This is a genomic window from Phnomibacter ginsenosidimutans (assembly GCF_009740285.1).
In the GTDB taxonomy this organism is placed as follows: domain Bacteria; phylum Bacteroidota; class Bacteroidia; order Chitinophagales; family Chitinophagaceae; genus Phnomibacter; species Phnomibacter ginsenosidimutans.
In genome coordinates this window covers 802,536-824,396 of record NZ_CP046566.1, presented here as the reverse complement: position 1 = coordinate 824,396, position 21,861 = coordinate 802,536, and the positions used below count along the sequence as shown (strand labels likewise).

Genomic DNA, 21,861 nt, shown 5'->3' with positions numbered 1-21,861 from the left:
TAACAAAAATATACCGCTCTTCCGGACTCTTTGTCGCTTTCATTTGCCCTTTTCAACCGATTACAAAAAATATCTATTTGTGCGTGTTGGCTACAGGCATTAATCCAGGTAGCTGTATTGTGTTTTGGAATGAAAGGCTACAGCGCCACTCATGTAGTTTTTGTACTGCTTGATGAGTTGCACAGGATATCCTTTTTCATCGTAGCTGTACTGAAACGTACCGGGTATAAAAACGGGGAACCCGCCACCATACGATTTGTTTTCTGCCATCAGGTTGTTGTTGCTCATGTAGCGCAGGTAAATATCCTGCACACCCAATAACCGATACGGATTGATGTAACCATCGTAGGCAAATGTGCCACCTTCGCCGGCACCGGTAGAGCCGCGTCCATGCTCTTGAATTTTGTTGCCGTTTTGCAGGGTAAACTGATATTCGAGTGCCTGACCATTGCTGAACAGATAGTCGATGTTAACGGTTTTACCCACGGTACTTACGCCGTACGACACTGCAGCATACGTGGTTTGATCGTAGCTCTTTTGCTCCATGTGTGTTACCAATCCATTGTTGGCGTAGGTAAATTTCAAATAGCCGTATGGCTGATGCTGCCCGTTGAAATAGCGTACCTGAGTAAGCTTTCCGTTTTGGTATTCAAACTCATGAATTTGCTGCAGTTGCAAATCAACATACTGCGGCAACTTTTGATAGTAGTGAGTGGCTACCAGTTTGCCGCTGGCATTGTAGGTGTATGTTTTTCTGCTCTCGGGTTGGTACTGTCCTGCCGCTTCTCTCCATGTCTGTTCTTCTTTGAGTTTGCGGGCAGCTACAGCACCACCAAGGGCAATGGTCATGCCGGGACTAACTGCATTGGCAGGCAGTTCCATCTCATCGGTAATATTCCATTTGCGGTACGCAAAATGAAAGCGGGTAGCATCTTTGGGCAGACCTATATTGTTGAGACCGGCTTTGAGTTGCAACAACTCCTGATGGGCTTGCTGCTGTGCATCGTACCAGGTTACTTCCAGTTGTCCGTCGATGTGGTCGAATACATAGCCGCCAATATTTACCATGGGATGAATCACCACCGGTATACGGGCTGGAGAATCAAACGCCGTCACCGGATAGCCAAAACTTTCGGGTGCATCTATGGCGCCAACGGCTATCGCATCCAGTGTTACCATGCTGCTGTCTTTTACCACGCTGGCAGCTACGGGTAGCACCCGGCTGAGGCCCGCTGCTTTTGCCGACTGGCGCAACGGTGTGGCTAACACATAGCGACCGCTGGCGTCGCTGATTTTGCACTGTACAATGCTGTATTGGCCTTTGGGCAATAACAGCAATGGCGACTTCAGTTGCTGCTGCTGTACTTCAACCGACGTTTTCAGTACTTGCTGTGTGCCCGAAGTTTCTATGAGCAATTCAGCAGTAAGGTTAGCCACAGCCGGCAGCGATGTGGGCAAATTCAATTGGAGTACAATGCCTGTTTCGGTACTGCCAGGGTTATCGGGCGGGCCTTGCTGGCCGGGTGTGGGTACAATGGGTTTGCTGCAAGCCAGCAACAGCAGACAGGCTGCTGCAAAAAGAGTGATGCTGTTGAGGATGTTCTGTTTCATGGTGATGTTTTTGTGTGTTATGAATCGATTGAACAATAGCAATACCCCGGGCTTGCACAAAAGCGTTGGGTAGCCTATCACCGGTTAACAGAAGTTTAACGAAGTCCCTCCTCTTGTCTTCTTCATTACCTACTTTCGTTACCCATCTTTTTACGTTTATGCCATTCACCATTGCCATCTCTCCAACCCGTACGCCCTTGCGCAGCAACTATTGGCTGTGGGCTTTCATGGTTATCTTTTTTGCCATTTGGGTAAGCACCCTGCTGGGCACTACCGACATGAGCAACTGGCTGCTCGAAAACACCCTCACGTTTTTGTTTGTCGGTTTTTTGTTGCTCAGCTATCGCCGCTATCAGTTTAGCGATACCTCGTACCTGCTGATAGCTGTGTACCTGTGCCTGCATGTGTATGGCAGCAAGTACACCTATGCCGAAAACCCGCTGGGCTACTGGCTGCAGGACGTGTTTGATACGAGCCGCAATCACTACGATCGCATTGTACATTTTAGCTTTGGTTTTTTGCTGGCCTACCCCATGCGGGAAATGTTTTTGAAATGGGTGGGCTATCCCAAGGGTGTATCGTGGGTGCTGCCCATTGAAATTACCTTGTCGGTATCGGCTTTTTATGAACTGATTGAATGGGCTGTGGCCGATATCTTTTTTACAGCACAGGGCGATGCCTACCTCGGTACGCAGGGCGATGTGTGGGATGCACAGAAAGATATTTTTCTGGCCTTCTCCGGTGCCATTCTGGCTACTACTATTGTATCCATTATCAAGCGGGTGTTTAAAGTGTACGAGCAATAGTTTTTCAACAAAGCGGAAAGCAAAAAGCTTAAGGCTGAAAGCAGAAACGAGTAAACCGCGTTTCGAAAAATGAAATTCAACGCAAAGACACAAAGATGCTAAGTAATGTGTGGCAATAATTAGCTAGCACATTTACCTCCACTTCATTGCCGAAGGCCACAAAACCTCCGTGGTCTCTGCGTCCTCTCCCGCCTGCTGCGGGACAAGTTGTGCGAAATAAATCTCCCGTTTAAACCGCTGCGAAACAGTGTACGCAAAGCTGTTTTGCCGAAGGCCACAAAACCTCCGTGCACTCTGTGTCCTCTGTGCGAAAAACCTCCCGCCCTACTTCGGCAAATTGCGCAGCATAAATGCCCGTATGTTACCACCCATGATCTGTTCTATTTCGGAGCGGGAGAAGCCTTGCTGCTGCAGTGCCGTTACAATCAGCGGTGTGCCCGTTACGGCGAAGTGCATTTCGAATGCACCATCCCAATCGGAGCCAAGGGCCACTTTATCTACCCCAATTCTATCGGCCACATAGCGAATGCTTTTGGCAGTAGCCACGGCATCCTTGCCACACACGGCGGTTTCCCACAGGCCAATACCAATGAGCCCGTTGCGGCGGCCAATCGCATCTATCTGTGCATCGCTCAGGTTGCGTTGGTTATCACATACGCCACGTACGCCAGTGTGTGACACCAATACAGGTCCATTGTGTTCTGTCAGCACATCGCTGATGGTTTGCGGCGATGCATGTGCCAAATCCACTATCATGTGCAGGCTGTCCATTTTGCGAAGCAGTTGCCGGCCCTTGGGCGTAAGACCGCCTTTTTGCATACCATGTGCCGAGCCCGCCCATTCATTGTCGAAGAAATGCGTTAACCCGATGTAACGTACACCAGCTTTGTAAAAAAGGTCGAGGTTGCTGAGGTCATTTTCCAAGCAATGCGCCCCTTCGAGGCCCAGCATACCCGCTGTAAGCTGGCGGTTGGCGGCACGGTCTTGCAGGTATTGTTGCAGTTGGGTTTGATTCGTAATGACCCGAAACACACCATTGGAAGCGGCGGCAAAATCGTGCAGGTTTTGGCACTGACCGAGGGCTCTTTCTTTTACTCCAAACCAACACGATGGCGACCGCAGCTGCGCAAAACTGAGCAAGCCCTATTTGGTCGGAGCTGGCATCGTTTTGCTCAATGTTGATGCCAGCCGGAACTTTGCTTACCACCGTAAAAACCTGCAAAGCCATGTTGGCTTGCTGCATGCGGGGAATGTCTACATGGCCGTGATCACTTTCTTTGAGCAGGTTGCGGTCCCAGAGCAGGGCATCGCAATGCAAATCGGCAATGAACGGAATGGAATCGTACCAGCTGTTTTTGGCAAAGGGACCTTTGATGCTCACTTTGTTTTTGGAGCGGTCGATAATGCCCGGTGCCAATGCAAAAAACAGGATGGCAACAATGGCCAGTACCCCGCCGGTAATTTTCAGGAACTTTTTCATGTGGTAGTGGAATGCGGTGCTAAGATGAATGCTTTTTGAATAGCATCCGCTATTGAACGATTGCAGCATGGTTCATCTTTATTCCGATGAGACATGTGTTTTCATTACCATAAAATCCGTATTACAGGGTATCGGTGCCGTTGGTTTGGCTGATATCTTTGGTGTATGAGCAGCAACAATTCTTCGGCACGGGCCATTATTTTGTTTGATGGTGTATGCAACCTCTGCAGCAAGCAGTGTGCAGCAGGTACTCACACACGATGCTGCGGGTTATTTTCAGTTTGCTTCGCTGCAAGGTGCTGCCGGCCAGCAATTGCTGCAGCAGCATGGACTTCCGCTCACCGATTTCAATTCTTTTGTACTGATAGAAGATGGCGTGGTGTACACCCGCTCTACCGCTGCGCTGCGGGCCGCCCGGCACCTGCGGGGTTATAAGTGGTTGTACCCGTTGATAGTGGTGCCGCGTTTCCTTCGTGATGCTGTACAATCTGGTGGCCCGCAACCGCTATCGCTGGTTTGGCCACAAAAATGAATGCTGGTTGCCCCGGCCGGAGTGGCGCAGTCGTTTTCTCGATTAAGCCTGCTGATCGCCTTCGGCAATTTCCCGCTGAATGATGCGGGCAAACTTTTTTTGGTGGCGCTGCCATTGCCAAAAGCTGAGTACTACGGCACCCACCAATGCTACAGCAGCCAGCCCCGAAATAAGCGGGATAGAAATAAACCGCAGGCCAGAAAACAGCCCGACGGCCACGCCCATCATAAACAGGATGATAAAATAGCCAAAAGTGTAAATGGCTACAAACGTGGCTTTGCCACCCTTGCGTTGTTCTTCCCAGTTGCGGATAAAACGGCGTTCTTCTGTACTAATGGGCATGGCTAATAATTGATTGCGAAAATCTGTTTTATTCGCCAAAGTAGTCCACATAAATGCGGGGCGTTTCGTAGAGGCGAATTTGGTGCAATGTGCAACCGCTTATGTGCGGTGCCAGTTGCTGCCAAATGGCTTCGGCCAGCACTTCGGTGCTGCACATTTTGCCCGCCAGCCAAGGCACGTCAATGTTCAGGTTTTGGTGATCCAGCGGATCGAGCACATGCTCTTTGATGAGCTTGCTCAGGGCTTTTACATCCATAATAAAACCCGTGTCCGCATCGGGCCGGCCTTTTACGGTTACATGAATTTCATAGTTGTGGCCATGCCAGTTTTCATTGGCACAAGGGCCAAACGTAGCCTCATTTTGCTCCCGGCTCCATGCGGGATTGTATAGTTTGTGGGCTGCGTTGAAGTGTTCCACCCGAGTTAGGTATACCATGCGGCAAAGGTAGAAAGCGGATGCGGGATGTACGATGGCTGATTTGGAAGAAAGTCCGAAAGACCGGAAGTCTGGAGTCCGGAGAAACCGCCCCACCTTACGTCACCTCTCCTTTGGAGAGGCCGGGAGAGGCAAAAGACAGAAAGACCGAAAGGCGGAAAGTCAGTAGTCCGGATACGAATATCATCGGTCGGCGGTCGGCGGTGGTCGGTCGTCATCCTTCCGCTACTCTTAACAAGCTTTTTTCCCGCTGCTTCAACCTTTTTTTCGCAACATTGTAGTATTAGCCGGTAGCATGCTGCGCAATCTGTTGACGGCTTTGCCGGTGCTTAACACACTTTTAAGCCAGCAAAGTCCTTGGTTTTCTACTTCAGGAAAACAGTGTTGATACCGAAAACAAGATTTCTATGAGAGTATCTGTGTTCAGAAAAGAACACTTCAATGCTGCGCATCGCCTGCACAATCCGGCGCTGACGGCAGAGGGAGAACGCCGCCATTTTTGGTAAATGCAATTACCCCAACTACCATGGGCACAACTATGAATTGATTGTGCAGGTAACGGGAGAGATTGACCCCAAAACCGGCTATGTGATAGACATGAAAGTACTGAGCGACCTGATCGAGCGGGAAGTACACCAGCGTTTCGATCACAAAAACCTGAACCTCGACACTGATGCTTTTGTAAACCTCATTCCTACGGCCGAAAATATAGTAGTGGTGATTTATCAACTGCTACGGCCACATATCGATCCATCGCATGACCTTAAAATCAGATTGTATGAAACAGAACGGAACTTTGTGGAATACCCCGGCTAAGCAAGTGTTGGAAGAAACCGGTTTTGAAACCGCTGAAACCTTAGCCAACATGAAAGAAGTAGACGGCATTGGCCAACTCACCATTGATGAAATTGGCGACGAACATATTGCTACCAGCTACGATACACCCCTGCGCCCCGATGCGTTCGACCTGAGCGACGAGAGCAAGATGGACATCATTGAAGGACACTTCCGCGAAATCATGCTCACCCTCGGCCTCGACCTGACCGACGACAGCCTGAAGGGTACGCCCCGCCGCGTTGCCAAAATGTATGTACAGGAAATCTTCAACGGCCTCGACCCCAAGAACATGCCGAAGATTGCCCTGTTCGACAACAAGTATCAGTACAATGAAATGCTGGTGGAAAAGAACATCAGTTTCTACAGCAACTGTGAGCATCACTTTGTACCCATCATTGGCAAGGCACACGTGGCCTACATTTCCAATGGCAAAGTGATTGGCCTCAGCAAAATCAACCGCATTGTGCAGCACTTTGCCAAGCGGCCACAGGTGCAGGAGCGCCTCACCGTGCAAATAGCCAACCACCTCAAAGAAGTGTTGCAAACAGAAGACATTGCTGTGATTATTGATGCCGCCCACATGTGTGTGAGCAGCCGTGGCATCAAAGACCAAACCAGCACCACGGTGACCAGCCACTTCAGCGGCGCCTTCCGCAGCGAAGCCAAAAAGAACGAGCTGCTGCACTACATTGGCAAAATGGATAGCTAAGCACAACCATCCATCCGTTATTTTTTTCACCTGACAGTTTTTACCAGCTGTCAGGTGTTTTTATTTGGGGCTTTAGTAAATACAAGATGCTAGATGTTGGATGGTAGATGACAGAAAAATCCGTGCATCTGTGGCTTAAAATAGTTGCTGGTTATTCGTAGGTAGTTGATACGAAAAACAAAAAAATCCGCGACAATCCGTCCCCTCCGCAACAACCGCGTACCATTCATCCGTGTCCCATCAAAACGCATTTACAAATAAGCCGACGGGGTTTGCGGCAAGTGCCTTTTTTTGTAGCCATGAAACCAACGATGGTAAAACAGGCATGGCTCTATCCGCTCACAGGCATATTGCTGTTTGCGGCATGGCCCATGAGTATCCTCACTTTTCTCATAGCCTTTGCTTTTGTACCACTGCTGTGGCTCGAACGCCGCATTGGCAGCGATAGCCGTTTCTTCTGGCTCGTATGGCTCAACATGTTTATCTGGAATATCAGCACCACTTGGTGGATCCGGAATGCCTCACCACCCGGAGCAGCCGGGGCCATTATTGCCAACAGTCTGCTCATGTGTTTTCCGCTCATGGCATTCCGGTTTACCCGCCGCCATGCCGGCGATGCTATTGGCTATCTCTCTTTCATTTTGTATTGGCTCACGTTCGAATACATTCACCACAATTGGGAGCTGAGCTGGCCCTGGCTTACACTGGGCAATGCCTTGGCCAATGCGACGCCTTTTATTCAGTGGTACGAATACACTGGCACCACCGGTGGCAGCCTCTGGATTTTGCTGCTCAATGTGGCCGCGGTCTATCCACATTTTAAACTGCCGCACTACCAAAAGAAATCAGTTTTTTACCTGCGGCTGTTGGTGCTCTTTGGTCCCATCATTGTTTCTACTTTACTGGCCCAGCGTTACGAAGAACCAACCAGCAGAACAGAGCAACCCAATGTGGTTGTGGTACAACCCAACGTAGAGCCTTACACTGAAAAATTTACTAAGCCACCCGGACAACTATTGCAACAGCTCATTGATTTGAGCCTATCGAAAATAGACAGCAACACCCGCCTGCTGGTATGGCCCGAAACGGCTATTCCTGCACAGGCATGGGAGCATAAGCTACAAGATGAACCACTGTTTCAACCGCTGTATGCCTTTGCCCGTCAGCATCCGCAACTACTGATTGTAACCGGCATTGATAGCTATAAATTTTACGGCAATATCAATCCTCATAAATTCAGTGCCCGCCAAATGAGTGATGGCAGTTATTACGAAGCCTTTAATACAGCCATGGCATTGCAGGGTAATAACCCGCCTGTGCTCTATCATAAATCCAAGCTCGTTCCCGGTGTGGAAGGCCTGCCCAGCTGGCTGGGTTTTATGGGTAAATTGTTCGATGATTTTGGTGGCATCAGTGGCTCACTCGGCCGCAGCGATAGTGCTATTGCCTTTGGCGGTAGCAACAATCCATATACAGCAGCGCCCATCATTTGCTACGAAAGTATTTACAGCAATTATGTAACTGACTATGTACGGGCTGGCGCCAATGTATTAACCGTTATTACCAACGATGGCTGGTGGGGCAATACACCTGGCTACCAGCAACACATGAGCATGAGCCGTATGCGGGCCATTGAAAACCGCTTGTGGGTAGCCCGCAGCGCCAATACCGGCATCAGTTGTTTTATTAATCCTACCGGCGAAGTGCTACAAGCTCAACCCTGGGATAGACAGGCCGTGATCAAGCAAAACATCAGCCCCAATACCGAACCCACTTTTTATGCCCGCTATGGCGACTGGATGAGCCGATTGGCATGGCCGCTGGCCGTGGCACTGTTCTTGTGGGTATGCTACAAACGCTGGAAAAACCGACACAACTAACTGCCATGCAAACAAGCTCGTTTCTTTATCAGCAGCAACCCATTTTTTTCCGCAGCAGCGGCAATGGCAAGCCCGTAGTGTTGCTGCATGGCTTTGGCGAAGACAGCCGGGTGTTCGATGCTTTGCTGCCGCATCTGCCAGATGGCTATCAGTATTTTTTACCAGACCTTCCGGGTAGTGGTGCATCTCCTTTTCAACCAACCATCAGCAACAGTATTGATGCCATGGCTACCGCCGTACTGGCATTGATGCAGGCACAACAAGTATCGTCATTTACCATACTGGGCCATAGCATGGGCGGCTACATTGCCCTGGCCATGATGGAGCAACAACCAGCAGTAATCAATGGCATGGGCCTGATACACAGCACAGCTTTTGCCGATAGCGAAGAGAAAAAAATGAACCGCCGAAAAGCCATGACTTTTATGCAGGAAAATGGTGCCAAAGCATTTTTAAAAACAGCTATCCCCGGTTTGTTTGCCCCGGCATTTGTCGATACAAATGCAGCAGTGGTAGACACATTATTTCAACAAGGCAATGACTTTAGTGCAGCTGCGTTAGTAGCCTATTACGAAGCCATGATAGCCCGCCCCGACCGTACCGAAATATTGCGCCAATCACAAGTACCCGTTCTTTTTTTAGTTGGCGATGAAGACAAAGCCGTACCCATGCAAGATGTGTTGCAACAAGTGTATCTGCCAGAGCAATCGATGGTACACATCATGCGGGGCATTGGCCATATGGGCATGTTGGAAGACACTCCAGCCACGGCTCAGCACATCGCTTCATTTCTGTGCCTGCTGAATTAACGTTGTGTTGGCCCATGTACATGAGTCAACCCTTAATTTTAAGTTTCCTGTTGTACCCATTTCACCAATAAAAACTGCCACTTGTTGTCGCCCAAACATTTCCATCGCTTTTTGTTGCTCTGCACAATGCTACTGAGTGGCCTGCTGGTACAAGCCCGGCACATCAAAGGCGGCTGGATGTATTATACCTACGAAGGACAGTCCACCAACGGCAACCACAACTACCGGGTAACGGTAAAGCTGTACCGCGATTGTGAACCGCCGCAGCAAAACCAGAATGATGTCAGCATCAACATAACCGTTTTCAACAACACAACCGGTGCGTTGCAGGGCACAGTTGCGGCGCCTTTGTCCAACCAATACACACTCAATAAATCAGCTTACGATCCTTGTATCAATCCACAACCACAGGTGTGCTATGTGGTGCTCGAATATTCGACACTCATTTCTCTGCCGGCATCAGCACAAGGCTACACAATGGCGTTTCAGCGCTGTTGCCGAATTGATGGCATTGTGAATATTCTGGCGCCGTCTAATACATTGGGTAATACATACACCATGACCATACCCGGCAATGGACAAAACCCGCAACATGTGGTCAACAACAGCCCTGTGTTCAGCATGCGGGATACATTGCTGGTATGTTACAATTCTTCTATTCAGCTGGACTACAGTGCTACCGACCCCGATGGTGATTCTTTGGTGTATTCATTTACATCGGCCATTAATGGTGCCGGTCAAAATGATCCTGCTCCCGGTACATCTTCTGCACCACCCTATGGTTCGTTACCCTACTCACCCAATTATTCTTTCAGCAATCCGTTTGGCACCAATGTGCAAATCAACAGCCGCACCGGGGTCATTACCGGTACCAGCCCGGCTACTACCGGCGAGTATGTGCTGGCAGTAGAAATCGCTGAATACCGCAATGGGGTGCGTATTGCCACTACCAGAAAAGAATTGCATGTAAACGTTGCCGCTTGTTCCATTGCCGCAGCCGACCTGCCCATCCGCATCATGAGTTGCGATGGCTACACCGTTCAATTTGAAAACCTTTCTACCTCACCGGCTATTCTTTCTTACTACTGGGATTTTGGCGTCACCAACCGCAGCAATGACACCAGCATTGCTGCCAGGCCTACTTTCACCTACCCCGATACCGGAGTTTATATAGCCAAGCTCATCATCAACCGGCGAGAAAGCTGTTCGGATAGCGCCACTACCGAAGTGCGGGTATATCCGGGCTTTACTCCTGCCATACGGGTAGATGGTAGTTGCTTCAGCAATCCATTCGACTTTTTTGATGCCAGTACTACCCGCTACGGATTTGTAAACAGCTGGCGTTGGAATTTTGGCAACCCCGCAGTTACAAATGATACCAGCCGTTTGCGCAATGCGAGTTATACATTTCCAACTCCGGGCACGTACAATGTTTCGCTGGAAGTAACCAGCAATTTGGGCTGCGCCGATAGTGTGATTGTACCCGTGACCGCCTTTGATAAGCCGGCGCTTTCCATTACCAGAGACACGTTGATTTGCAGCATTGATACCCTGCGGATGAATGCTATTGGCACTGGCGTTTTCACTTGGGATCCGTCTCCCTCACTTATCAATGGAAACGGACCGAATGCCTTGGTATTTCCCAAAGACACTACCACCTATTATGTAAACCTGAATGACCGCGGCTGTGTGGCTCGTGATTCCATTACGGTTAATGTGCTTGATTTTATTACTGTGAATGCCGGGCCGGATACGACCATTTGCAGAACGGATGGAGTTGTATTGAATCCGGTGACACAGGCATTGAGTTTCAACTGGCAACCTGCCTCTTTGTTTGATGATAACACACTAAAACGAGCCACTGTTACACCAGTTGATTCTATTACTACGGTGTACATCACAGCCAATTTGGGTAAATGTCAGGACAGAGATTCGCTGACGATAAAAACAGTACCATACCCGCAAGCCAATGCAGGCCCCGATCAAACCATTTGTTTTCAAGATGACTTTCAACTGCAGGGAAATGTGGTGGCCTCTTCTTATAGTTGGACACCGTCGGCACTGGTCGTAAATCCAAGGTCGTTAGTGACCCGTACCCGTAGCCTTACACAAACCACTGCATTTGTACTCACCGCATCAGATACGCTTGGCTGTCCCAAACCCGTAACGGATACTTTGCTGATAACGGTGCGGCCACGCATCAATGTATTTGCCGGCAACGACACCTCAGCAGTGGTGGGCCAACCATTACAGTTTGTTTCTACATCTAATGCCACAATTTTCAACTGGACGCCCACCCGCGGCCTCAACAACAGCAGCCTGCTGAACCCGGTTGGTTTGTACACGTTGGATACTTTATTGCCCGGACAAGAAACCATTCGTTACATACTCACGGCATCTACACCAGAAGGTTGTACCGCCAGCGATGATATTGTGGTGCGTATTTTCAAAACTGGCCCCAGCATTTTTGTACCCAATGGATTTACGCCCAATGGTGATGGCCTCAATGATTTGATACGCCCCACACTGGCAGGCATGCAACGCATGAACTTCTTCCGCATTTACAACCGCTACGGACAACTGGTGTACGAAACCAACCGCATTGGTGCGGGTTGGGATGGCCGCATTAAGGGCAACCTGCAGGCCAGCAATGCGTATGTGTACCAATGCCAGGCTGTAGACTACACCGGAAAAACAGTTACGGTGAAAGGTTCTTTTGTGTTGGTACGATAAGTACAACTCCATTTTATTACTGGTAAATTGGCGGCATTTCAGCAACTTGCAGTCATGAAGAAAACAGTGTTGATAACCGGTGCTACCGCCGGTTTTGGCAAAGCCATGGCAGAAAAATTTGCTGCCGCAGGATACAACGTTATCATCACCGGCCGCCGGCTGGAAAGACTGCAGCAATTGCAGTCAAACATTACTGAACAGTATGGTGTGCAATGCCACATTCTACATTTCGACATTCGAGACCGTGCTGCCTGCGAAGCAGCTATAGCCGGTCTGCCAGCCGACTTTGCCCGTATTGATGTACTCATCAACAATGCAGGTGGTGCCTGGGGCCGCGACCGCTTCAACGACGCCAACATCGACGATTGGGAAACCATGCTCGACACTAACGTAAAGGGATTGATGTACATCAGCAAAGCCGTGGTGCCTCAAATGATTGAACGCAAAGAAGGCCACATCATCAATATTGGCTCCATTGCCGGCAAAGAAGCCTATGAATTTGGTAATGGATATAATGCCGCCAAGTTTGCAGTGGATGGACTGACCAAGGCCATGCGTATTGATTTGCTGCCGTATAATATTCGGGTGTCGCAAATAGCACCCGGCGCAGCCGAAACCGAATTTTCTTTGGTACGCTTTAAAGGCGATGAAGAAAAAGCTGCCGCCATTTACAAAGGCTACACGCCTATGACCGCTGAAAACATTGCCGACATTGTATTGTTTGTGGCCAGCCAGCCGCCGCATGTGTGCATCAACGACCTGGTGGTAACCCCTACCGCACAAGCAAACAGCTACAATATGTACAAACAATAGCGCAAATTATTCAGGCTTAATTCATTACAAATATTTGACAAAATAACCCCCGGAATATTCTTTTTAGTAATACAAATGCATATCTTTTATGTGGCAATAACAAGGCTATTGCCATAGTAGGTATGAGAAAGGAACAACCACGCACATCGTCTGTTGAGACAAAGGTGCCTGACACAAAATCGTTGAGCGGACTACGCAAATTGACCATTGCTAATACAGCAGGCCACAGTAAAAGAACAGTATCGGATAAGGCCGACAAATGGACGGGCAAAACAAGAAGCAGCACCTGGGATGCTTTTGTAAGCGAACTGGAATTTGAATGATTCAGGATGCCTGATGCAAAGGCGAACGAAACACCCAAACAAGGCCTACCAGCGACACCACAACCGTAATACAATAAAATAATAGGCTGATAAATACAGCTTCGCTTTGCTGTAGCCCAAACTGTGTGGCGCCCCACAAAAACACCAACTCTCTGGCGCCCAACCCACCAATGGTAAAAGGGAAAATGGCGACAATAGAACTCACCAAAAACATGAGTTGAAACTCCGGCATGTGGTGGGTAATGCCAATACTTTGCATGATGGCCACCACACTGAATACCTGCAGCAATTGTACGCCGAGGCCCATCCATAACGTAGGGTAAAAGCCAGGTACAAAAGAAGGAAACAACTTTTTGACGCCGACATAGAAAACCAGCAGGCCAACCGGTATACCCGCCAGCGCCAGCCATGCATGCCACTGCGGCTGAAATACCCAGCCATAGCAGGCTGCCGCCAGTATACCCAAGCCAGCTACGCCACTTACCCGATCGAGGAGTACAGCAGCAGATAACTTTTTGACACCGGTTTGCGGATAGGCTTTGTTGAGTAAGATGATTTTGTACGCATCGCCACCAATGCCGCCGGGTAAAAACAAATTGTAAAACATGCCCAGCCAGTACAACCGCAGGTTAGCCAGTTGCGGCAAAGCCACAGCAATGTTGTGAAAGTAAATGCGCAACCTTATGGAGGACAACACTTTGCTGGCGGTAAAAAGTAAAGTAGCCAGCAGCAACCAAAGCACGTTACTTTTTTGCAATAGCTGCACCGCTTCCTGCCAGTTGATTTTTTGGCCCACATAATACAAGCAACCACCCGATACCAGCAGCTTGAGCAAGAGCCTGGCCCAACCAGGCAAACTTTTTTGCCGGTTGCTACTGAATCATTGTTGGATGTGGCTGAATCTGTTTGCATAAATGTAAAGCCGATGCTTGCAGTGCTGTTGAAGTGTCCCGATAGCTATCTGGAGACACAACCGGTGCTCCATAGTAGCCATTAGCTGGTCATTCAAAAAAACTACTTGCTGTGTATGCGGCGTACGTTGTAGGTTTTGCGGCCCGTGCCTTCGAAATAATTGCGGATGCTGACTTCGGCTACAATACCAATGGTGATGAGCTGTATGCCCCCAAGTAAGAACACCATACCGGCTACCAGCAATGGCCGGCCGCCAATATCGTGGCCCATGAGCTTGAGCACCAGCAGATACAAATTGATGAGGATGCCCAATGCCAAACTGCCAAAGCCGAGACCACCAAACAGGTGCATGGGGCGCTGTATGTACTTGCGGAAAAACACCATGGTAATGAGGTCGCTCATGACACGGGTAGTACGGCCAATGCCATACTTGCTTTTGCCAAAGCGGCGGGCATGGTGTTTCACATCTACCTGTGTGATTTTGGCGCCCTGCATGGCGGCCAGCACGGGAATGAAACGGTGCAACTCGCCATACAATCCCATTTCTTGTGCTATTTCGGCACGAAACACTTTGAGAGTGCAGCCGTAGTCTTTGATGTATACACCCGTCCAGCGGCGAATGATGGCGTTGGCAATTTTGCTGGGCAGTTTGCGCAGCAGGGCACCGTCTTTGCGGTTGGCCCGGTTACCGGCTACCACATCCCAGTCTTCCTGAATGAGCTTTTCGAGCATCATGGGAATATCGCTGGGGTCATTTTGCAAATCGCCATCGAGCATGGTGATGAACTGGCCGCTGCAATGATCGATACCGGCAGCCATGGCGGTGCTTTGGCCATAGTTTTTGCGGAGCTCTACCAGCTTAATGCGATCGGTAAGCAGGGCCGCAATGCGTTGGCGGGTTTGGTCGGTACTTCCATCGTCTACAAAAATGAGTTCGTAATCGTACTGGCCCACGGCTGCCTGCACGGCTTCTATCATGGGTTGTACATTGTCTTCCTCATTCATTACCGGTACTACTACCGATAAATAACGCTGGTATTGCTGATTCATGGGCGCAAAGGTAAGGAAGGAAACGGTGGCGCTGGATTGAACCACCAAGACGCAATGGAAGCACAAAGGGGCATGAAGGATAGCTTGTGAGTTTTGAGGTTTCGTTTGACTACCAACTACCAACCATCAACTACCAACTATTTTTTGAACCACAAAGACACGGAGTACACGAAGGGGCACGAAGAAGTTGTTTTTGGTTTCTGGTTTTTCGTTGGTGCGTTTCCTCCTATCAACTGCCAGCCATCAACCACCAACTATTTTTTGAACCACAAAGTCGCGGAGTACACGAAGAGGCACGAAGAAGTTGTTTTTGGTTTCTGGTTTTCGTTGGTGCGTTTTCTCCTATCAACTGCCAACCATCAACCACCAACTAAACCTTTAGTTATAGAAAGATTCGACTATTTTTGAGTTATGCGTATCGTATGGTTATTGTGTTGCTGTGTGTGGAGTACCGCTTTGCTGGCGGGTACGGTGAGTGGCGTAGTGCTTACTGCAGACCAACGAAAACCGGTGCATTTGGCGAGTGTGTTTTTCAGTAACACATCTGTTGGAACCGTCACCGATTCAGCGGGCAGGTTTACCATTTACAACGCCCCATCGGGCAAATACGATTTGGTGGTTTCTTATGTAGGCTACGAAACATCGGTACAAACCATTGAAACGGATAAGCAAACCAAGCCCACTGACTGTTTATCTGAAACTCAAGCCGCAGGAGCTGGACAATGTGGTGATTGAGCCTTACGATAAAGAGAACTGGGCAAAATGGGGCCGTTTTTTCACTGAACGATTTTTAGGACTAACGGCCAACTCTTCCCGCTGTAGCATTGTCAATTACAAGGCCATACAATTTCGGTATTATAAAAAAACGAAACGCCTGATTGCATTCAGCAACGAGCCCTTGCAAATAGACAATCATGCATTGGGCTACCGCATCAAATACCAGTTGGAAAATTTTGAATACAACTTTAGTAGCAGCATGCAGTTTTATCAGGGTTATCCGCTGTTTGAAGAAATGCCTGCTAAAGAAGGTAGCAAAAAACAACGCAACTGGGAGGCCAACCGTGCAGCAGCTTACGAAGGATCGGTCATGCATTTTATGCGCAGCTTGTATAGAAATCAACTCACAGAAAATGGTTTTGAAATTCGATACCTGAAAAAAGTACCGAACACAGAAAAACAACGCCAGAAAGAGCAACTGCGCCAGCAGGCACAAAGCGGACAAGTAACCCTGCGCTTAGGTATACAGCCCAATGACAGCAGCGACTATCGTAGTAAAGTGATGAGCCAACCCGACATGATGGATGTACTCAATCCAAACCTGGTACCAGCAGACAGCATTGCTTTTGCTATCGATAAATACACGGCAGGATTGTACTTCTCCGATTACCTGCATGTGATGTACTTGCACAAAGCTGAACCCGTGGAATATGTACAACTACAACGGCGAAGCCAGGCAGACAACAAACTCGTATCTCAGATACAACTGATGCAGCAAGAAGTATTATCGATAGCTGCAAATGGCAGTTTCTATGCCCCCAATAATTTGCTTTTACTCGGCTATTGGGCATTTAGCGAAAACATGTCGGGTATGTTGCCGTTTGATTATAAACCAACGGTTATAAACAAAAAGTAAAGGAATCTAAAAGAACTTTCTTTCTTTTACAGAAGTTCCCTAGTCACAAAATTATCATTCAACAATGGTTCATTTTCGCACATTTTCCTTCTTTTCGAAACGCATCCTCGTTTTCGGCTGCATTCTTATTTCATTTTCTGCCTGCCTTACTCCAGCAAAAATTGACATGGCAGTAACTGACTATTATGGAAAAATACCACCGCAAAAGCCCGGGATAAAACCAGCTAATGTTCGGGTGAGCAGCTTGTTGAACTACGACACCTCTACAGCAGTTTCCAAAACTGATCCGCCCAAAAAGAAAATGCTTTTTTTACTCCTCTATATAAGAGAAAGGGCTTGGACAACGACGCATCTTCATCCTGATGTGCCATTCAATCAGCTGGCCACCAGCATTTATCAATACACGAGAAGCAAAAGCTTCGCTGATAAGCTGGGCAATCGAAACCTGGAAATTGAATTAGACACCATCCCAAGAAGTTTCACTTACCATAACATCTTTAACACCTATGCCATATTTGTGCATACTTCCAGATTCTATTACCAGCCCAATTACCACGACATAAAAGTGAACTATACCATTTGGGGAGAAGGAGTGCCAGATAAAAAAGGTAGTTTCATAATTGAAGATCCAAACCGCCTTGTCAACATGGGTTACTTTCAATCATTCAAAGGCCTGTTAACAGAATACCTCACCAATTATGACGCACAGCTAAAACGTTTAGGCCCTGAAATAGCGAAAAGAATACAGCAGCAACTGTAGACCGATAATGGTAAAAAAGAATCGGCTGTTGATTAAACAACAACCGATTCTTTTTTGCGTACAATATCTCTACAAATTCTAACAGTCTACTAATTATCCTTTACCACTGCTTAAACCCGTGGTGCAATTGCAAGCCAGCGAGTTCGAGGCTTTTCTTCTTGAGCTTTTGTAAATCAAGACTTTCAATGATAGCATTGGGCAAAAGCACCAGCGAAGTGCCATTGGTCTTCCACCAATCACTATCAATGAGGTGTTGCACATGCAGTACGCCCACCAAATACTTGCGGTCTTCACGGGCATGCCATTCTTCAATCCACTCAAACTTATCTTTTGGTACTTCTTCTACATTTTCAAAACTTAGGTACACTTTCAGGTAGTAATCATTGGTGAGCTCACCTGGTGTGTGGTGGTACAACTTTTTGTATTCATAGCGATAGTCGTAACGGAGTGCTGAAATATCACTCAACACCGCAGAAGCCGTTGGGAAACTACCGGCTCCTTTGCCATAGAAGAATTGCTTGTCGGCAAAGCCGCTTTCTATCACCACACCGTTGTATTCGTTGCGTACAAACGACAGGTGATCGCTGGCTTGTACAAACTGCGGCAACACAAACGCTGCTACTTTGCCGCTCTCCAATTTCTTAGCTTGTGCCACCAGTCGAATAACGTAGTGTCTTTCCTCTGCTACCTGTGCATCAAATGCCTGTACACTTTGAATACCCGTAAACAGAATTTTTTCGGGAGATGTAACAATGCCGTAAGCATGTGCCAACAGGTTGTTCCATTTGTTCACAGCATCATAGCCTTCTACATCCAGCTTGGGATTGCTTTCTGCAAAGCCCAACTGCTGAGCCTGCAACAATGCATCGCGGTAGCTCAGCTTCTCTTCAAACATTTTGGTGAGAATGTAGTTGGTGCTACCATTCACAATGGCCTGAATGCTGTGCAGCAAATCATTGTCGTAGTATTCTTCCAAATTACGAATCACCGGAATAGAAGCACAAGCCGAAGCTTCGTACAAAAACGACTGCCCCGTTTGCTGTTGCAGTTGCAGCAGTTCAGTCAAATGCTCAGCAATCATTTTTTTGCTGGCACTCACCACATGCTTGCCACCGAGCAATGCCGTTTTTACAATGTAAAAAGCAGCGTCTGCATCATCAATTACTTCTACAATCACATTGATTGCTTCATCATTCAACAACTCATCTCTGTCTGTAGTAAACAGCTCCGCCGGTGCATTGCGCTTCTTCTCCGGATTCTTGATACACACTCTTTTGATAGAAGCTTTTAAGGAAGGCGTTTGCTTCAAGACCTGATACAAACCTTCGCCAACTACGCCAAATCCAAACAGACCAATGGTCAACTGTTTATGATGATAATCGGGATGCTCAATGTGTTGTGACATATCTATGTAATTTATTGTTTACGCTGTTGATGAAACTATTTGTTATCATTCAAAAATGAATCGATGGCTTTTTCAATGGTATCAAACTCCAGCAAAAAACCATCATGCCCAAAATGACTGCTGATGCTTAAAAAATGAGCACCCGGAATTTGCGCTGCCAGATATTGTTGCTCACTCAATGGAAACAACACGTCGCTGTCGATGCCAATCACCAAAGCCTTGGCACGTATGAGCTGCAAGGCTTCAGCCACAGTACCACGGCCACGACCAAGGTTGTGACTATCCATAGTTTTGCTCAATGTATAATAGCTAAAAGCATTGTAGCGGTTGGCTAGTTTTTCTCCCTGATAGCGTTGGTAAGATGCAGCGCCACCCACCGATTCGCCGCTGTTATCTATTTGCCACTGGCTGTTATTCGTGGATTGCTTTAATGCATAGCCTTCGTAACTTCTGTATGAAATCAACGCCATGGCACGGGCTGCTTTCATGCCGGCAATGCCAGCCTGCGGATGCTGTTGGCCCCACGTACCATCTGCTTCAATAATCATGCGTTGTGTAGTATTGAACGCAATACCCCATGCACTATGAATAGCATTGGTAGCAATAGGAATAATGTGCTCAAAGAGTTCAGGTTCTTCAATACTCCACTCCAGCAATTGTTGGCCGCCCATGCTGCCGCCAATACCGATATGTATTTTCTCGATACCCAAAAAACGGCGTAGCGGTTGATAGCTGCGAATCAAATCACGGGTGCTGAAAAAAGGAAAATCGTGATAGTACGGTTTGCCCGTAGCCACGTTCATGTCAAGCGGGCCAATGCTGCCGTAGCAACTGCCGGGTGTGTTTACACACACAATAAAATACTTAGCGGGATCAAAGTATTTGCCGGCCCCCACCAATCCGTCCCACCACTCTTGCGGATTACTGTTGGCAGTGAGTGCATGAAAAATCCACACAACATTGTTGCGTTCTGTATTGAGTTGGCCGCAGGTGGTGTATGCCAAATGATATTGCGGTAGCTTTTCGCCACTCTCCAGTTCAAATCCTTTCCACTTCAGCTTTTCTGCCGGCGAGCACAAATCCTGCGGTACCCGAAATGTTTTCACTTCGCAGGGACTGTATGCTGTGCCGGTTTGTTTATGCGCTTCACTCATGGTTGCTACTGCAATAGATATGGTACAAAGTCACCTGCACCAATTGATGCAGGTGACTTTGTGATTATGCAAATACTTTATCGAATGCTTGTTGAAAATCTGCTTTGATGTCTTCGATGTGTTCGATACCCACACTTACCCGCACCTGTGCCGGCAATACACCGCTGGCAATTTGCTCTGCTTCGCTCAGCTGCTCATGCGTGGTAGAAGCAGGATGAATCACCAGTGTTTTGGCATCGCCCACATTCGCCAGATTGCTGGCCAGTTGCAAGGCATCAATAAACTGCGTGGCTTTTTCTTTACCGCCTTTCAGGCCCACTTGCAACACACCGCCAAAACCATTTTTCAAATATTTTTTAGCGATGGCATGATAGGGGTTGCTTTCCAAACCGGGATACAAGACATACTCCACTTGCGGATGGCTTTCCAACCATTGCGCCAGCGCCAAAGCATTTTGTACGTGGCGTTCTACACGCAGGCTCAAGGTTTCCAAACCTTGAATCAGTTGAAAAGAATTGAACGGACTGATAGCCGGTCCGAAATCACGAAGGCCTTCTACCCTTGCACGAATGGCAAACTGAATGTTGGGCAACCCCAATGGATTGTTGACACCAAACACATCTTTAAACACCAGGCCGTGGTAGCCTTCTGATGGTTCGCTAAACTGTGGGAATTTACCATTGCCCCAGTCATAATTGCCACCATCAACTATTACACCACCAATGCTCGTACCATGGCCACCAATCCACTTGGTAGCACTTTCTACCACAATGTTGGCACCATGTTCGAGAGGGCGAAACAAGAAACCACCTGCAGCAAAAGTGTTGTCTACAATCAGTGGGAGATTGTGTGCTTTTGCCAGCGCAGCAAATTTTTCAAAATCAGGAATATTGAGACGAGGGTTACCAATGGTTTCGAGGTAAATGGCTTTGGTGTTGTCGTCGATGAGTGCTTCAAAGCTGTCTACATTGTCGCCGTCGGCAAAGCGGGCTTCAATACCCAGGCGCTTGAAACCAACCTTGAACTGATTGTAGGTGCCACCGTATAAATACGAGGTCGTTACAAAATTGTCGCCGGCCTGCAAAATGTTGTTGAGGGCAATGAACTGCGCAGCCTGACCACTGGCAACCGCCAGAGCTGCCACACCACCTTCCAATGCAGCCATGCGTTGCTCAAACACATCGGTGGTGGGGTTCATAATACGGGTGTAGATATTGCCGAAAGCTTTCAGGCCAAACAAATTGGCAGCATGCTCAGCATTATCAAAAACATAAGAAGTGGTTTGATAAATGGGCACTGCACGGCTTTTGGTAGTAGGGTCTACTTGCTGACCGGCATGTAATTGCAGTGTTTCAAATCGTAACTGGCTCATGGTGTTTGTGTTTTTTTGATGAATGAAATTGCCACCCATTCCCCCACAGGTAAAAAAGTTACCTGTGGGAGAAAGCCGGGTGAGGGCCGCTTCAAAAACTTATCAGAGGAGTGCTTGGTAGACTTACCCGGAAGAACCTTAGTGCCGGCCGTGCCACACGTATCGGCGATTGATTCTCTGGCCACCGAAACCGGTGGTAAAGGGTACAAAAAAGCTCATCCGGATAAGTCAGGATGAGCTTGATAGTATGCTAATACGATTTGT

22 protein-coding genes are annotated in these 21,861 nt (G+C 48.1%); 13 read left to right on the top strand and 9 right to left on the bottom strand.

From position 1 onward, the window contains the following. Positions 1-99 precede the first annotated feature (99 nt). Positions 100-1,611 carry a hypothetical protein gene (locus tag GLV81_RS03580; protein ID WP_157476949.1) on the bottom strand — a complete coding sequence of 504 codons (1,512 nt, stop codon included), beginning with the start codon at positions 1,609-1,611 and terminating at the stop codon, positions 100-102. Positions 1,612-1,769: 158 nt separating this feature from the next. Between GLV81_RS03580 and GLV81_RS03575 the strand changes: the two genes are divergently transcribed. Then, on the top strand, positions 1,770-2,417 hold the full coding sequence (locus GLV81_RS03575; protein WP_157480656.1) for a DUF2238 domain-containing protein: 648 nt from the start codon (positions 1,770-1,772) through the stop codon (positions 2,415-2,417). A gap of 324 nt (positions 2,418-2,741) precedes the next feature. On the opposite strand, the gene GLV81_RS03570 is transcribed toward GLV81_RS03575, so the two are convergent. After that, positions 2,742-3,557 carry a dipeptidase gene (locus GLV81_RS03570; protein WP_197428902.1) on the bottom strand — a complete coding sequence of 272 codons (816 nt, stop codon included), beginning with the start codon at positions 3,555-3,557 and terminating at the stop codon, positions 2,742-2,744. Positions 3,558-3,564: 7 nt separating this feature from the next. Between GLV81_RS03570 and GLV81_RS19195 the strand changes: the two genes are divergently transcribed. Then, entirely contained in the window at positions 3,565-3,936 is a 372-nt protein-coding gene (locus GLV81_RS19195) for a hypothetical protein (RefSeq protein ID WP_197428901.1), read from the top strand. A 169-nt stretch (positions 3,937-4,105) separates the two neighbouring features. After that, positions 4,106-4,429 carry a thiol-disulfide oxidoreductase DCC family protein gene (locus tag GLV81_RS03565; RefSeq protein WP_246186222.1) on the top strand — a complete coding sequence of 108 codons (324 nt, stop codon included), beginning with the start codon at positions 4,106-4,108 and terminating at the stop codon, positions 4,427-4,429. 42 nt (positions 4,430-4,471) lie between these two features. Here GLV81_RS03565 and GLV81_RS03560 read toward each other — a convergent pair whose 3' ends face one another. After that, the gene (locus GLV81_RS03560) at positions 4,472-4,771 is read right to left on the bottom strand and encodes a hypothetical protein (protein WP_157476947.1); all 300 of its coding nucleotides are present in this window, start codon (positions 4,769-4,771) and stop codon (positions 4,472-4,474) included. 28 nt (positions 4,772-4,799) lie between these two features. Beyond that, entirely contained in the window at positions 4,800-5,207 is a 408-nt protein-coding gene (locus tag GLV81_RS03555) for a 6-pyruvoyl trahydropterin synthase family protein (protein ID WP_157476945.1), read from the bottom strand. A 549-nt stretch (positions 5,208-5,756) separates the two neighbouring features. Here GLV81_RS03555 and GLV81_RS03550 point away from each other — a divergent pair. From GLV81_RS03550 to GLV81_RS03520, 7 genes are all read left to right on the top strand, one after another. Then, entirely contained in the window at positions 5,757-6,023 is a 267-nt protein-coding gene (locus tag GLV81_RS03550) for a 6-pyruvoyl trahydropterin synthase family protein (protein ID WP_246186221.1), read from the top strand. Beyond that, entirely contained in the window at positions 5,986-6,753 is a 768-nt protein-coding gene (gene folE, locus GLV81_RS03545; RefSeq protein ID WP_157476943.1) for a GTP cyclohydrolase I FolE, read from the top strand. Before GLV81_RS03550 ends, folE begins: the two co-directional genes overlap by 38 nt. Before the next feature lie 299 nt (positions 6,754-7,052). Continuing rightward, positions 7,053-8,633: an apolipoprotein N-acyltransferase gene (lnt, locus tag GLV81_RS03540; protein ID WP_157476941.1), complete on the top strand. Its 1,581-nt coding sequence runs from the start codon at positions 7,053-7,055 to the stop codon at positions 8,631-8,633. A 5-nt stretch (positions 8,634-8,638) separates the two neighbouring features. Continuing rightward, entirely contained in the window at positions 8,639-9,442 is an 804-nt protein-coding gene (locus tag GLV81_RS03535) for an alpha/beta fold hydrolase (protein ID WP_197428900.1), read from the top strand. Positions 9,443-9,526: 84 nt separating this feature from the next. Beyond that, entirely contained in the window at positions 9,527-12,175 is a 2,649-nt protein-coding gene (locus GLV81_RS03530) for a PKD domain-containing protein (RefSeq protein ID WP_157476937.1), read from the top strand. A gap of 54 nt (positions 12,176-12,229) precedes the next feature. Then, the gene (locus GLV81_RS03525) at positions 12,230-12,988 is read left to right on the top strand and encodes an SDR family NAD(P)-dependent oxidoreductase (RefSeq protein ID WP_157476934.1); all 759 of its coding nucleotides are present in this window, start codon (positions 12,230-12,232) and stop codon (positions 12,986-12,988) included. A 164-nt stretch (positions 12,989-13,152) separates the two neighbouring features. Further along, complete coding sequence (locus GLV81_RS03520; RefSeq protein ID WP_157476931.1) at positions 13,153-13,311, top strand: hypothetical protein; 159 nt, start codon at positions 13,153-13,155, stop codon at positions 13,309-13,311. 1 nt (position 13,312) lies between these two features. Here GLV81_RS03520 and GLV81_RS03515 read toward each other — a convergent pair whose 3' ends face one another. Together GLV81_RS03515 and GLV81_RS03510 are read right to left on the bottom strand one after the other, a co-directional pair. Next, on the bottom strand, positions 13,313-14,167 hold the full coding sequence (locus GLV81_RS03515; RefSeq protein ID WP_157476929.1) for a lysylphosphatidylglycerol synthase transmembrane domain-containing protein: 855 nt from the start codon (positions 14,165-14,167) through the stop codon (positions 13,313-13,315). Between the two features lie 158 nt (positions 14,168-14,325). Beyond that, complete coding sequence (locus tag GLV81_RS03510) at positions 14,326-15,273, bottom strand: glycosyltransferase family 2 protein (RefSeq protein WP_157476927.1); 948 nt, start codon at positions 15,271-15,273, stop codon at positions 14,326-14,328. A 411-nt stretch (positions 15,274-15,684) separates the two neighbouring features. Between GLV81_RS03510 and GLV81_RS03505 the strand changes: the two genes are divergently transcribed. The 3 genes from GLV81_RS03505 to GLV81_RS03495 all read left to right on the top strand — a co-directional run bounded on the left by GLV81_RS03505 (position 15,685) and on the right by GLV81_RS03495 (position 17,666). Beyond that, positions 15,685-16,008, top strand: coding sequence for a carboxypeptidase-like regulatory domain-containing protein (locus GLV81_RS03505; RefSeq protein WP_157476925.1), 324 nt, complete (start codon positions 15,685-15,687; stop codon positions 16,006-16,008). Next, positions 15,929-16,906 (top strand): hypothetical protein, encoded by a 978-nt coding sequence (locus GLV81_RS03500; RefSeq protein ID WP_197428899.1) that lies wholly within the window; start codon positions 15,929-15,931, stop codon positions 16,904-16,906. Before GLV81_RS03505 ends, GLV81_RS03500 begins: the two co-directional genes overlap by 80 nt. Before the next feature lie 247 nt (positions 16,907-17,153). Then, positions 17,154-17,666, top strand: a complete 513-nt coding sequence (locus GLV81_RS03495; RefSeq protein ID WP_197428898.1) for a hypothetical protein — start codon at positions 17,154-17,156, stop codon at positions 17,664-17,666. Positions 17,667-17,766: 100 nt separating this feature from the next. Here the strand turns inward: GLV81_RS03495 and GLV81_RS03490 are convergent, their stop codons facing one another. The 3 genes from GLV81_RS03490 to GLV81_RS03480 form a co-directional block, all read right to left on the bottom strand. Next, complete coding sequence (locus GLV81_RS03490; protein WP_157476919.1) at positions 17,767-19,071, bottom strand: homoserine dehydrogenase; 1,305 nt, start codon at positions 19,069-19,071, stop codon at positions 17,767-17,769. Between the two features lie 35 nt (positions 19,072-19,106). Then, positions 19,107-20,225, bottom strand: a complete 1,119-nt coding sequence (locus GLV81_RS03485; protein ID WP_157476917.1) for a homoserine O-acetyltransferase family protein — start codon at positions 20,223-20,225, stop codon at positions 19,107-19,109. A 64-nt stretch (positions 20,226-20,289) separates the two neighbouring features. Continuing rightward, positions 20,290-21,597 (bottom strand): O-acetylhomoserine aminocarboxypropyltransferase/cysteine synthase family protein, encoded by a 1,308-nt coding sequence (locus GLV81_RS03480; protein WP_157476915.1) that lies wholly within the window; start codon positions 21,595-21,597, stop codon positions 20,290-20,292. Positions 21,598-21,861 lie beyond the last annotated feature (264 nt).